Origin of the sequence: Mesorhizobium sp. 2RAF21 (assembly GCF_052115345.1) — a bacterium.
GTDB classification, from domain to species: Bacteria; Pseudomonadota; Alphaproteobacteria; order Rhizobiales; family Rhizobiaceae; genus Mesorhizobium; species Mesorhizobium terrae.
Genome location: NZ_JBFRGM010000007.1, coordinates 109,882 through 121,991, shown reverse-complemented (window position 1 = coordinate 121,991; position 12,110 = coordinate 109,882). Strand labels below are relative to the sequence as shown.

At 64.4% G+C, this 12,110-nt stretch carries 12 protein-coding genes; 9 read left to right on the top strand and 3 right to left on the bottom strand.

The features are described 5' to 3' along the window. The first annotated feature begins 64 nt into the window (after nt 1–64). From AB4136_RS13165 to AB4136_RS13150, 4 genes are all read left to right on the top strand, one after another. Entirely contained in the window at nt 65–1,009 is a 945-nt protein-coding gene (locus AB4136_RS13165; protein ID WP_024926654.1) for a glycine--tRNA ligase subunit alpha, read from the top strand. Nucleotides 1,010–1,018: 9 nt separating this feature from the next. Next, nucleotides 1,019–1,495 carry a DUF4262 domain-containing protein gene (locus tag AB4136_RS13160; RefSeq protein WP_024926655.1) on the top strand — a complete coding sequence of 159 codons (477 nt, stop codon included), beginning with the start codon at nt 1,019–1,021 and terminating at the stop codon, nt 1,493–1,495. Between the two features lie 396 nt (nt 1,496–1,891). Continuing rightward, the gene (gene glyS, locus AB4136_RS13155) at nt 1,892–4,204 is read left to right on the top strand and encodes a glycine--tRNA ligase subunit beta (protein ID WP_024926656.1); all 2,313 of its coding nucleotides are present in this window, start codon (nt 1,892–1,894) and stop codon (nt 4,202–4,204) included. Nucleotides 4,205–4,349: 145 nt separating this feature from the next. Further along, nucleotides 4,350–4,616, top strand: coding sequence for a hypothetical protein (locus tag AB4136_RS13150; RefSeq protein ID WP_024926657.1), 267 nt, complete (start codon nt 4,350–4,352; stop codon nt 4,614–4,616). Between the two features lie 53 nt (nt 4,617–4,669). Here the strand turns inward: AB4136_RS13150 and AB4136_RS13145 are convergent, their stop codons facing one another. Beyond that, nucleotides 4,670–5,143: a hypothetical protein gene (locus AB4136_RS13145; protein ID WP_137901186.1), complete on the bottom strand. Its 474-nt coding sequence runs from the start codon at nt 5,141–5,143 to the stop codon at nt 4,670–4,672. Nucleotides 5,144–5,227: 84 nt separating this feature from the next. Here AB4136_RS13145 and AB4136_RS13140 point away from each other — a divergent pair, with 84 nt between their 5' ends. The 3 genes from AB4136_RS13140 to AB4136_RS13130 all read left to right on the top strand — a co-directional run bounded on the left by AB4136_RS13140 (nt 5,228) and on the right by AB4136_RS13130 (nt 8,552). Further along, nucleotides 5,228–6,199, top strand: a complete 972-nt coding sequence (locus tag AB4136_RS13140) for an L-threonylcarbamoyladenylate synthase (protein ID WP_024926659.1) — start codon at nt 5,228–5,230, stop codon at nt 6,197–6,199. Nucleotides 6,200–6,372: 173 nt separating this feature from the next. Next, on the top strand, nt 6,373–7,803 hold the full coding sequence (locus tag AB4136_RS13135; RefSeq protein WP_024926660.1) for an FAD-binding oxidoreductase: 1,431 nt from the start codon (nt 6,373–6,375) through the stop codon (nt 7,801–7,803). A 182-nt stretch (nt 7,804–7,985) separates the two neighbouring features. Continuing rightward, nucleotides 7,986–8,552: a DUF6101 family protein gene (locus tag AB4136_RS13130; protein ID WP_024926661.1), complete on the top strand. Its 567-nt coding sequence runs from the start codon at nt 7,986–7,988 to the stop codon at nt 8,550–8,552. A gap of 86 nt (nt 8,553–8,638) precedes the next feature. Here AB4136_RS13130 and ubiA read toward each other — a convergent pair whose 3' ends face one another. Both ubiA and AB4136_RS13120 read right to left on the bottom strand, forming a co-directional pair. Next, nucleotides 8,639–9,622, bottom strand: a complete 984-nt coding sequence (gene ubiA, locus AB4136_RS13125; RefSeq protein WP_024926662.1) for a 4-hydroxybenzoate octaprenyltransferase — start codon at nt 9,620–9,622, stop codon at nt 8,639–8,641. Between the two features lie 103 nt (nt 9,623–9,725). After that, the gene (locus tag AB4136_RS13120) at nt 9,726–10,265 is read right to left on the bottom strand and encodes a GNAT family N-acetyltransferase (RefSeq protein WP_024926663.1); all 540 of its coding nucleotides are present in this window, start codon (nt 10,263–10,265) and stop codon (nt 9,726–9,728) included. Nucleotides 10,266–10,415: 150 nt separating this feature from the next. Here AB4136_RS13120 and purD point away from each other — a divergent pair, with 150 nt between their 5' ends. Both purD and arsC read left to right on the top strand, forming a co-directional pair. Further along, the gene (gene purD / locus AB4136_RS13115; RefSeq protein WP_137901187.1) at nt 10,416–11,693 is read left to right on the top strand and encodes a phosphoribosylamine--glycine ligase; all 1,278 of its coding nucleotides are present in this window, start codon (nt 10,416–10,418) and stop codon (nt 11,691–11,693) included. After that, complete coding sequence (arsC, locus tag AB4136_RS13110) at nt 11,690–12,103, top strand: arsenate reductase (glutaredoxin) (RefSeq protein ID WP_024926665.1); 414 nt, start codon at nt 11,690–11,692, stop codon at nt 12,101–12,103. The genes purD and arsC overlap by 4 nt, the downstream gene beginning before the upstream one ends. Nucleotides 12,104–12,110: the final 7 nt, after the last annotated feature.

Below are 12,110 nucleotides of genomic sequence, written 5' to 3'. Positions count from 1 at the left end.
CCTTGACGCTCTCAGAGCAGGGCACTAGGGAGTGGCGCATTCCGCAGCACCCATCGAGGCCGCCGTGACCGCCGAACTTCCAGCAAATCTCGATCCCAAGCGCTCGTTCCAGGGCCTGATCCTGACCCTGCATAATTACTGGGCCGCGCATGGTTGTGTCATCCTGCAGCCCTACGACATGGAAGTGGGCGCCGGTACCTTCCACCCGGCGACGACGTTGCGGGCGCTCGGTCCACGCCGCTGGAACGCTGCCTATGTACAGCCGTCGCGCCGGCCGAAGGACGGCCGCTACGGCGAGAACCCGAACCGGCTGCAGCACTACTATCAGTATCAGGTCATCCTGAAGCCCAATCCGCCGAACCTGCAGGAGCTCTATCTCGGCTCGCTGAAAGCGATCGGCATCGACCCGCTGCTGCACGACATCCGCTTCGTCGAGGACGATTGGGAAAGCCCGACGCTCGGCGCCTGGGGCCTCGGCTGGGAGTGCTGGTGCGACGGCATGGAAGTGTCGCAGTTCACCTATTTCCAGCAGGTCTGCGGCATCGAATGCGCGCCGGTCGCCGGCGAACTGACCTACGGGCTGGAGCGGTTGGCCATGTATGTACAGGGCGTCGACAATGTCTACGACCTGAACTTCAATGGCATGGAAGGGCCGGACCGCGTGTCCTACGGCGAGGTCTTCCTGCAGGCCGAGCAGGAATATTCGCGTCACAATTTCGAACACGCCAACACGGCCATGCTTTTGCGCCATTTCGAGGATGCCGAGGCCGAGTGCAAGGCGCTGCTCGATGCCGGTGCGCCGGCCTCGAACACCAACATCGCCATGCACAAGATGGTGTTCCCGGCCTACGACCAGTGCATCAAGGCCAGCCACGTCTTCAATCTGCTCGACGCGCGCGGCGTCATTTCGGTCACGGAACGCCAGAGCTACATTCTGCGCGTGCGCAACCTGGCCAAAGCCTGTGGCGAGGCGTTTCTGCTCACCGATGCGGGTGGTTTGGCGGCGTGAGGCGAAGCTGTGCCACAACCAACAGACGATGCGGAGCGAGAATTCCTTAGCATCATCGAGCGCTATCGCTGGCACGTGATGATGGTTGGCGCCGACGTGGACAGCCCGGGCTTTGCCTATTCCACGGGTATCTTCCGTTTGACCGGCATGCCCGAACTGATTGTCTTCAGTCTTGCTCTGGATGTCGCCCATTTCGTCATCAATGAATATGGGAATCGGGCCCATGCCGGTGAGAGTGTGTCTCCGGGCGCGTTTTACGACGGATTTGTGGAAGGCCATCCCGTGACTTTCCTTCGCGTGGATTCACCGGACCGAGATCGCGAATACACGACATGGACCAGTTGGTTCTACGACCGAAAACCCTTTCCTGTATTGCAATTGATCTATCCCGACAGCCGATCTGGGGCATTTCCCTGGCAGCCTGGCTACCGAGAGGAATGGCGTGATCTTCAGCCACTGCTTGGCTCCCTGCCTTCCCATCATTGAGAGCTGAAGTGGGCGTCGCTGTGCAGGATGGAGTAGGCGTTAGCGTAAAGATTGTACTGGGGTGAAGTGGGCAGAGGTCGCGAGTATCTGGAGCGCCCTGCGGGTGCCAGGCATTGCCAATGCACCGTGCACCTGCGCTGTAAAGCACGCGCCAAGCGCCAGGATCTGCAGCAATGTCGATGCGGTCTTCATGGTCTTCAGCCAATGGTTTCCCGTCCGGGCGGAAGCCCGCCCGGCGCTTCGTTTCGATGATGTCGCTGTGCCCTTAGGACGGCTCAGGCCGCCGCTTGCCGACATGCCCCGCGAAATTTTCAAAGGCTCGTGGCCATGCACCGAGGGTGACAGGGCGCGGGCGACTTGCTATTGCCGCGCCAGCCATCCCGTTTGAGACCGACCATGCCCGATCTTCTGCTTGAACTCCGTTCCGAGGAAATCCCAGCGCGCATGCAGCGCAAGGCTGCCGGCGACCTGAAGAAGATGCTGACTGACGGTCTGGTCGAGGCAGGTCTGACCTACGAAGCGGCACGCGAATACTGGACGCCGCGCCGGCTGACGCTCGACGTCCGCGGGCTCACCGCGCGCTCCAAGGATGTGCGCGAGGAAATCAAGGGCCCGTCCACCAAGGCGCCGGAGCAGGCCATCCAGGGTTTCCTGCGCAAGGCCGGCCTCGCCTCCGTCGCCGAGGCGCATGTCCATGCCGACCCGAAGAAGGGCGACTTCTACGTCGCCCACATCTCCAAGCCCGGCCGCGCCGCCGAGGAGGTCATCGCCGAGCTGGTGCCGGCCATCATCCGCACCTTCCCGTGGCCGAAGTCGATGCGCTGGGGCCCCGCCTCGGCCAAGCCCGGCGCGCTGCGCTGGGTACGTCCGCTGCAATCCATCGTCTGCACCTTCGGCCCCGAGACCGAGGAGCCGGTGGTGGTCGATTTCGAGATCGACGGCATCCGCGCCGGCAATGTCACCTATGGCCACCGCTTCCATGCGCCAGGCGCCATCACGGTCAAGCGCTTCGACGACTATGCGGCGAAGCTCGACGCGGCCAAGGTCGTCATCGACGCCGAGCGGCGCAAGGAGATCATCCTGGCCGACGCCCGCAACCTTGCCTTCGCCAACGGGCTCGACCTTGTCGAGGACGAGGGCCTGCTGGAGGAAGTTTCCGGCCTGGTCGAATGGCCGGTCGTCTTGATGGGCGAATTCGAGCAGGACTTTTTGGCCATTCCGCCGGAAGTGATCCGCCTCACCATCCGCGCCAACCAGAAGTGTTTCGTCACCCGCCCGCAAGGTGAGGCGGAGAACCTGTCCAACCGCTTCATCCTCACCGCCAACATCGAGGCGAAGGATGGCGGCGCCGAGATCGCGCATGGCAACGGCAAGGTGGTGCGTGCGCGCCTGTCGGACGCGCTCTATTTCTGGCACACCGATCAGGGCGATCTGCCGGACCTTGGCGCGCTGGAGGGTTCGGCGGCCAAGTTCGGTCTCGATCTGAAAAAGCCACTCGACCAGCGCATGGCGCGGCTCGATCACCTCAACGTCACTTTCCACGCCAAGCTTGGCACGCAGGGCGAACGCGTCCAGCGCATCCGCAGGCTGGCAACCGAGGTCGCGCCGGTCGTTGGTGCCGAGCCGGCGCAGGCCCAGCGCGCGGCGGTGCTGGCCAAGGCCGATCTGCAGACCGAAGTGGTCGGCGAGTTCCCGGAATTGCAGGGCGCCATGGGCCGCAAATACGCGTTGCTGCAAGGCGAGAGCATCTCCGTCGCCGCGGCGATCGAGGAACATTACAAGCCGCAAGGCCCGTCCGACCGCGTGCCGACCGATCCGGTTTCGGTTTCGGTAGCGCTGGCCGACAAGCTCGACACGCTGGTCGGCTTCTGGGCCATCGACGAGAAGCCGACCGGCTCCAAGGACCCTTATGCGCTGCGGAGAGCGGCGTTGGGCGTGATCAGGATTGTCGTTGAGAATGAGGTGCGGTTGGGGCTGAACCTTTCCTTCCATACCGCCAACAACCTCATCTCAGACCAATATTTCGCTAGAGTTGGTGTTGAGAAGCAGAGAGTCTCGGATCGAGCCGAATTGATAGGCGTCGAACTCAAAAAGAGTACAAGTCCAAGTTTCAAAGAAGTCACGAGAGCCGTTGCGGAAGATCAAGCGGCATCTGGCGTCGCGATGAACTGGGTAGTAGGCTCTGCTCGCGCCAACCTCCTCTCCTTCTTCCACGACCGCTTGAAAGTCTATCTCCGTGACCAGGGCGCGCGGCATGACCTGATCGACGCCGTCATCACGCCGGATGCCGACGATCTGTTGACCGTCGTTCGCCGCGTCGAGGCACTGGGCAAGCTGCTCGACACCGAGGACGGCAAGAACCTGCTCGCCGGCACCAAGCGCGCCGCCAACATCCTCGCCGCTGAGGAAAAGAAGGGCACGGCGGTCGCCGCCGCCGTCGACCCGGCATTGTTCCGCGAGGATGCCGAAAAGAAGCTGTTTTCCGCGATCGATCAGGCGGAAGCGCGGGCCGGCGAAGCCATTGGCAAGGAAGATTTTTCCGCAGCCATGGTGGCGCTCAGCGCGCTCCGCGAACCTGTCGATACCTTCTTCGACAAGGTCCTGGTCAATGAAGAGGATGTCGCCGTGCGGGCGAATCGTCTTGCGCTCTTGTCACGCATCCGCGCCGCCACCGACCGGGTCGCCGATTTCTCCAAGATCGCCGGCTGATAGCCGGAAATCGGAGCGCCCCCGGGCGCTCCGGCGAGGCATTTCAGGGACTTGTAAAATAGCCGCGCGAGCCGGCTTACAGTCATATGGCGATGATGTCGGCGTGGGACATTTCGGGTGTTCACTCGAACCCACGGAGGCTTTCATGACATTCGTTGCCGAACCTGAATTGCTGGACGATATCCTGGCCTCTGACGAGGCGCTGCTCGAAGCCACGCCGGAACACGAACTGGCCGGCCGCGACGACGATGAAGTGGTGATGTCCGACGACGAGGACGATCACGACGACGAAGAAGCGGAAGACGAGGACGAAGAAGGCGAAGACACCGAGGACGGCGAGGAAACCGCCGAGGACGAAGAAGAAACCGACCACGAAGACGATGGCGAGGAAGAAGCCAAGGCCGCGGCCTGAAGCTTTTCGCCGGGGCAGGGCGGCGATGCCGCCTTGCCGCTCTGATGGTTTGTTTAACGCAGCGCTTCCGGCTTGAGTTTGCCGGAAGCCGGCAGTTTTCCATCGGCCTTGGCCGGAATTGGTTTGGCGGCGTTCGTGCTTTGGGCCACGGCCGGTTTCGTCATATGGCGCGGCAGCGCGCTGCCCACCACACCGTCTCGGATTACCATCGGCGCGCTTTCGGGTCCGCGATCGACCGGAATGGCCGAGACTGTCTCGCCAGTAACGGGCGGTTGCGCCTCGCCCATAGAAATCACTGACGAAAGCGTCGCCTGTTGCCCATCAATGCCGACGAAGAGCACCGACGGGGTCGAGGCTGGTTTTTCTTCCTTGAAATAGACGAGCGACGATGCCTGCGCGGCGCCTGCCGTGCAAACCATGAAGACCGCGATCGCGACGCTGCGCATATTGAACCCCCGCCCATACCCAATGCCTGCCATGAGCATAAAGCAGGCACCTTGATGCCGGCTTTCGCCGATCCTTTGCATTTTAGCGGTCGGCGTTTTCGCGGCCAAAGGCTTGCCGGGCGCGGCCAGCCGTATTACGCAGCCGCCTCGAAGAAGGTTCGAAACATGGCTGAAATCCTTGCCGTCCGCGATGCGATGGAACAGGCGCTGGCATTGCTCAACGCCGGCGCGGTCGTAGCCATCCCGACCGAGACTGTCTACGGCCTCGCCGGCGATGCCACCAATGGCGCGGCCGTCACCCGCATCTTCGAGGCCAAGGGCCGGCCGCGCTTCAACCCGCTGATCGCTCATGTCGCCGATATCGCCATGGCCGAACGCATCGCCGGTTTCGACCCGCTGTCGCGCAAACTCGCCGAAGCCTTCTGGCCGGGCCCGCTTACCCTCGTCTTGCCGCTGCGCGAAGGCGCCGGCATTCATCCCCTGGTCACCGCCGGGCTGGACACCGTCGCGCTGCGTATGCCGAAAGGTTTTGGCGGCGAGCTGATCGGCCGGCTCGGCCGGCCGCTGGCAGCGCCCTCGGCCAATTCCTCGGGCCGCATAAGCGCCACCACCGCTGAGGCGGTCGCTGCCGATCTCGGCCCGCGTATCAAGCTGGTCGTCGATGGCGGCGCCACGCCGGTCGGGCTGGAATCGACCATCGTCAAGGTCGATGCCGACGGACTGCATCTTCTGCGGCCGGGCGGCATCGCCGCCGCCGATATCGAGGCGATAGCCGGCGTGCGGCTGCGGCGCGGCGCCACCGGCATCCAGGCGCCGGGCATGCTTGCCTCGCACTATGCGCCGCGCGCGGCGATGCGGCTGGATGCCGGCGAGGTGCGGGCTGGCGAGGCGCTGCTCGCCTTCGGCCCGGCGCGTGCCGAAGGCTGGCGGGATGCTGTTGCGATAAAAAACCTGTCGGAGCGCGGCGACCTTGCGGAGGCAGCGGCCAATTTGTTCTCCTTCATGCAGGAACTCGACCGCTCAAAGGTAGCGGCCATAGCGGTCGAGCCGGTGCCGTTCGACGGTCTTGGCGAGGCGATTAACGACCGGCTTGCCCGCGCGGCCGCTCCGCGCGACGAACCGCTCGCCGGAGCCTAGGGCGCCGCGCGTCGTCACGGTTTGCTGGGGACGCTGCAACGCCTCGCCCTGGCGCATCATCCTTTCCGGAAATCGGGCCTGATTTTACGGTCGCGTGCTGGACGACATCGCACCGGCTGGGCCAAGATGCGGCTGCTTCCCGTTTCGATCCGTTTGGAATTTTGTCCCGCCCGATGACCGATACGCTTTCCCAACCGTCCGCCGATCTTGTCCAGCGTTTCGCCGCCATCGTCGGTGACCGCTACGCCCTGCGTGATCAGGCCAACATCGCCCCGTATCTCGCCGAGCGCCGCGGCCTGTGGCATGGCCGCACCTCGCTGGTGCTGCGCCCCGGCAGCGTCGAAGAAGTCAGCCGCGTCATGCGGCTAGCCACCGAAACGCGCACGCCGGTCGTCCCGCAGAGCGGCAACACCGGCCTTGTCGGCGCGCAGGTGCCGGACGCCTCGGGCCATCAGATCGTTCTGTCGCTGTCCAGGCTAAATCGTATCCGCGAGATCGACGTCAGATCGAACACAGCTACCGTCGAGGCCGGTGTCATCCTGCAGGTGCTGCAGGAAGCGGCCGACGCCGCCGACCGGCTATTTCCGCTGTCGCTGGCCGCCCAGGGCTCGTGCCAGATCGGCGGCAATCTTTCTTCCAATGCCGGCGGCACCGGCGTGCTTGCCTATGGCAACGCGCGTGAACTCTGCCTCGGTGTCGAGGTGGTGCTGCCGACCGGTGAGATTTTCGACGACCTGCGCAAGCTGAAGAAGGACAACACCGGCTACGATCTGAAGAACCTGTTCGTCGGCGCCGAAGGCACGCTGGGTGTCATCACCGCCGCCGTCATGAAACTGTTTCCCAAGCCGAAGGGCAGGGAGGTCGCCTTTGTCGGTCTGCCGTCGCCGGAAGCAGCCCTTGCTTTGTTCAGTCTCGCCGAGGACCATGCCGGCCCGGCGCTGACCGCCTTCGAGCTGATCGCCAGGACGCCCTATGATTTCACGCTGCGCCACGGCGCCGGCGTCACCCGGCCACTGGCCGACGACTGGCCCTGGTATGTGCTGATGCAGGTTTCGTCCGGTCGCTCCGCTGAGGATGCCAGGGCGTTGATCGAAGATATCCTGTCGGAAGGGTTGGAAAAGGGCCTGGCCGACGACGCCGTCATCGCGGCCAGCCTTTCCCAGGCCGATGCCTTCTGGAATTTCCGCGAAACCCTGCCGGAAACGCAGAAGGCGGAAGGCGCTTCCATCAAGCACGACATATCGGTGCCGATCGCCACGATCCCGACCTTCATCGAGCGCGCGGCGAAGGCGGTCGCCTCGGTCAGCGCCGGCGCTCGCATCGTCTGCTTCGGCCACATGGGCGACGGCAACCTGCACTACAACATCTCGCGTCCGCTGGATGGCGACGATGAGGCCTTCCTCGATCTCTACAAGCCCATGAACAAGGCCGTGCACGATGTCGTGCGTTCGCTGAACGGCTCCATCTCGGCCGAGCACGGCATCGGCCAGTTGAAGCGCGACGAACTGATCGCCACTGCGCCGCCGATGGCCATCGACCTGATGCGCCGGGTAAAGGCCGCCTTCGATCCGGCAGGCATCATGAATCCCGGCAAGGTTATCTGATCCTTTCAAAGCATAGTTCTTGGTTGCAATCCGATAACCATCTGTCAGATCAGCAAAATTTAACCGACTTTCTTAAGCGGGGCGGTAAGGCGCCAGCGCTAGTCTCTTCCCATAACGAGGCGGGAAAACCCGCACGGAGATGACCGGGAACCCGGCTCTCAGGAGAGACAGGAAGGCATTTCATGAACACCGGACTGAAGCCAGTCTGGGCTGGGCGCAATATGCGCCTCGACCCATTTCGCCTGCCGCAGATGGTCAGCTACGCCGCCCGCGACGACGTCGGCGACATCACGCTCACCATCGACCGGCGCGGTGCCATCATGCGCCGCACGCTGCAGATGAGCGGCATGCCGGTGGTCATCGCCCTGCCGGCGCGCGCGTTCCGTGGCGTTGCCGCTCGCGCCATGGAAGATGAGGACGGCAATGTCACGGTGACGCTGGAGCTTTTGCACAGCGATCCGATGCTGTCGGTGCCGCTGCTGGTCGCCGACGACCTCGACGATATCGCGGCCGACTGGCGCGCCTGGGCCGAAGCCTTCGGCCTGCCGATGCTGCTGATCGAGGCGGACGGTGTCGCCCGCACGCTGGAGGAATCGCTCGGCGCCGCCATCAAGACGCAGCCGCCGCGCGATCGTCGCAAGGGCCGCATCTCCACCACGCGCCGCCCGCGCTTCCTGGCCCGCCGCCGCACCGGCGATCTGGGTCTCAGGCTGGTTATCGGCGGCGAGGAGATCATCGCCCGCCAGTAGGGACTTGCCCGTCCGGAGCATGAAAAGCCGGGCGACCGGCTTTTCGAGTTTCCAGCGCCTCGAACTCTCGCGCGGTGCGCCTTCGCTTACATCAGCGGCTTCACTGCCACCCAGATGGCGCCGCCGATCAGGCCAAGGAAGATCAGCCAGCCGACCTGGTTGTTCGACTTGAACAGCTTCAGGCATTGGTCCGGATTGTCGATGTCCAGCGTGATGATCTGGCGAGCCATATGCGCGCCGGCTGCGATCAGGCCGGCGAGCGCCACCACCGGTGCCTGCGCCGAGGCAAAGGCGACGGCGAAACACATCAGCGCGCCGGCATAGAGGCCGACCAGCCAGGATTTGGTGTTGTCGCCGAACAGCCGGGCGGTGGAGCGCACGCCGACGATGGCGTCGTCTTCCTTGTCCTGGTGGGCGTAGATCGTGTCGTAGCCAATCACCCACAGGATGGAGCCGATATAGAGCAGGAAGGCCGGCGCATCGAGGTCGGCGAATTCGCTGGCCCAGCCCATCAGCGCGCCCCAGGAAAAGGCGAGACCAAGCACGAATTGCGGCCAGTTGGTGAAGCGCTTCATGAACGGGTAGACCGCGACGACGGCCAGCGAGCAGACCCCGAGCAGGATGGCGAAGCCGTTGAACTGCAGTAGCACCACCAGCCCGACCAGCGCCTGCAGCACCAGGAATATCCAGGCCTGCCGACGGCTGACCTTGCCCGACGGCAGCGGGCGCGAGCGGGTGCGCTCGACCTGGTTGTCGATGTCCTCGTCGACGATGTCGTTGTAGGTGCAGCCGGCACCGCGCATGGCGATGGCGCCGAGCAGGAACAGGATCAGCGTCGACGGCAGCGGCAGGAGCGACAGCAGCGTGTCGTCGACGCGCGCATAGGCGCTGGCGGCAAGTGCCGCCGACCACCAGCACGGCCACAAAAGCAGCTGCCAGCCGATCGGTCGGTCCCAGCGGGCGAGCTGGGCATAGGGCCACAGCCAGCGCGGCAGAACGCGGTAGACCCAGTGCCCGCTCGGCGCGTCGGCGACGCGGCCCTGAGCCGATTTCGACTGTATGGTTTCCATTGGCTTGGAGTGACAGGCTGCCGCGCGGGCGTCAAGCAGACACGATGTCTCGGCGGCCTGGCGCCACTCACATTAACCGTGCCCCGCCGGTCGGGCCCAAGCTTCACCGCCTGAAGGGCAGATACCAGAACAGCGCGATCTCGCGCGTGTCGGGACAGAGCCCCCGGTAGAAGAAGCGGTCGAACCCGCCGAGCTCGAAGCCCTGGCGTTCGTAGAAGCGGCAGGCGTTCAGGTTGTTGTTCTGCGTTTCAAGCGTCAGTCCGGGCAGGCCATCGGCCTCCGCCCAGGCCTTGGCCTGCTCGAACAGCCTGCCGCCGATGCCGCTGCCACGATGGGCGCTGTCGACGCCGAAGTCGTCGAGCAGGCCATAAGCGTTCCAGTTGCGTGTCACCGAAAGCCGCCCGATCGGCCGATTATCGAGCAGGGCGACGAACAGCGCGCTGTCTTCGTCCCATTCCTGCTCCTCGTCCTCCTCTTCCAGCTCGTCATAGGTTTTCACATAGGGCTCGACCGGAATGCGTTGCCATTCGGCCACCGGCCGGCCAAAGGCCGGTTCGTAATAGGCGTCGACCCTGAAGCTGAAATCGGCCTTGCCGGCCGCGGCGAAAAGCAGAGGATGGGCACGTTCGATGGTGATCGGCATGGCTTTCCCTTCTTGTCGTCGATCCCAGATAGGCCGGCGGTGGGCGCCCGACAATGCCGTTGCGGTTGAAAGGCGCCATCTTGCCTTGACCTGCCGCGCCATCGCCAATAGCCAGAGCCGGGCGATATGGGTGAGCGCGAGGTATTCGGCATGAAAGTTCTTCTCCTCGGTTCCGGCGGCCGCGAACATGCGCTGGCCTGGAAGCTCGCCGCCTCGCCACTCCTGACCAAGCTCTACGCAGCACCCGGCAATCCCGGCATCGCCCAACAGGCCGAACTGGTCGCGCTCGACATTTCCAACCATGTCGCCGTCGCCGGCTTCTGCCGCGACATGAAGATCGATCTCGTCGTCGTCGGCCCTGAAGCGCCGCTGGTGGCGGGCATCGCCGACGATTTGCGCGCTGCCGGCATCCGCATGTTCGGACCGTCCAAGGCGGCGGCCAGGCTGGAGGGCTCGAAAGGCTTCACCAAGGACCTGTGCGCCCGCTTTGATATTCCGACCGCCGCCTATGGCCGCTTCGACAATCTGGCGGCCGCGCGCGCCTATGTCGAAAAGGTCGGCGCGCCGATCGTCATCAAGGCCGACGGGCTGGCCGCCGGCAAGGGCGTGACCGTCGCCATGACGCTGGCCGAGGCGCTGGATGGGCTGAATGCCTGTTTCGACGGCTCCTTCGGCAGCGCTGGCGCCGAAGTCGTGGTCGAGGAATTCCTGACCGGCGAGGAGGCGAGCTTCTTCTGCCTGTGCGACGGCACCACGGCGCTGCCTTTTGGCACCGCGCAGGACCACAAGCGTGTCGGCGACGGCGATATTGGACCCAACACCGGCGGCATGGGCGCCTATTCGCCGGCGCCGGTGATGACGCCTGAAATAATCGAGCGCACCATGCGCGAGATCATCGAGCCGACCATGCGCGGTATGGCCGAACTCGGCTCGCCCTTCGCCGGCGTTTTGTTCGCCGGGCTGATGATCGACGAGAACGGTCCCAAACTGATCGAATACAATACTCGCTTCGGCGATCCGGAATGCCAGGTCTTGATGATGCGGCTGAAGGACGATCTGCTGGTCCTTCTCAATGCCGCGGCCGACGGCCAGCTTTCGCATATGTCGGTGCGCTGGCGGGACGAAGCGGCGCTCACCGTCGTCATGGCCGCCCAGGGTTATCCCGGCGCGCCGGAAAAGGGCTCGGTCATCCGCGGCATCGATGGCGAGCGGGGCGATGGTACCCAGATCTTCCACGCTGGCACCGCCATCAATGCCGGTGCGCTGGTCGCCAATGGCGGCCGCGTGCTCAATGTCACGGCCACCGGCGCGACGGTCGGCGAAGCGCAGCGTCAGGCCTATGCCGCCGTCGATCGCATCGACTGGCCGCAGGGCTTCTGCCGCCGCGACATCGGATGGCGGGCGGTCGAGCGAGAAGCGGGACGATGAGCATCATCATCTACCACAATCCCGACTGCGGCACCTCGCGCAACGCGCTGGCCATGATCCGCGCCTCCGGCGAGGAACCCGAGATCATCGAATATCTGAAGACGCCGCCCTCGCGCGGCAGGCTGGTCGAGCTGATCCGGCAGATGGGCATGACGCCCCGCCAGATGTTGCGCCAGAAAGACACGCCGTACACCGAGCTTCGCCTCTACGATCCAAGATGGAGCGACGAGGAGCTCCTCAATTTCATGATGGAGCACCCGATCCTCATCAACCGGCCGATCGTGGTGACGGAAAAGGGCGCGGTGCTGGCCAGGCCCTCGGAGCGGGTGCTGGAAGTGCTGGCCAATCCCGACATCGGCGACTTCATCAAGGAAGACGGCGAAGTGGTGCGCGCGCCGGTTCGGCGCTGAGCTTTCC

Excerpts from the sequence above, each read along its gene's own strand:
- AB4136_RS13130 (WP_024926661.1), top strand. The coding sequence starts at position 7,986 with ATGAACACCGGACTGAAGCCAGTCTGGGCTGGGCGCAATATGCGCCTC.
- glyS (WP_024926656.1), top strand. The coding sequence starts at position 1,892 with ATGCCCGATCTTCTGCTTGAACTCCGTTCCGAGGAAATCCCAGCGCGC.
- arsC (WP_024926665.1), top strand. The coding sequence starts at position 11,690 with ATGAGCATCATCATCTACCACAATCCCGACTGCGGCACCTCGCGCAAC.
- purD (WP_137901187.1), top strand. The coding sequence starts at position 10,416 with ATGAAAGTTCTTCTCCTCGGTTCCGGCGGCCGCGAACATGCGCTGGCC.
- AB4136_RS13150 (WP_024926657.1), top strand. The coding sequence starts at position 4,350 with ATGACATTCGTTGCCGAACCTGAATTGCTGGACGATATCCTGGCCTCT.
- AB4136_RS13135 (WP_024926660.1), top strand. The coding sequence starts at position 6,373 with ATGACCGATACGCTTTCCCAACCGTCCGCCGATCTTGTCCAGCGTTTC.
- ubiA (WP_024926662.1), bottom strand. The coding sequence starts at position 9,622 with ATGGAAACCATACAGTCGAAATCGGCTCAGGGCCGCGTCGCCGACGCG.
- AB4136_RS13145 (WP_137901186.1), bottom strand. The coding sequence starts at position 5,143 with ATGCAAAGGATCGGCGAAAGCCGGCATCAAGGTGCCTGCTTTATGCTC.
- AB4136_RS13140 (WP_024926659.1), top strand. The coding sequence starts at position 5,228 with ATGGCTGAAATCCTTGCCGTCCGCGATGCGATGGAACAGGCGCTGGCA.
- AB4136_RS13120 (WP_024926663.1), bottom strand. The coding sequence starts at position 10,265 with ATGCCGATCACCATCGAACGTGCCCATCCTCTGCTTTTCGCCGCGGCC.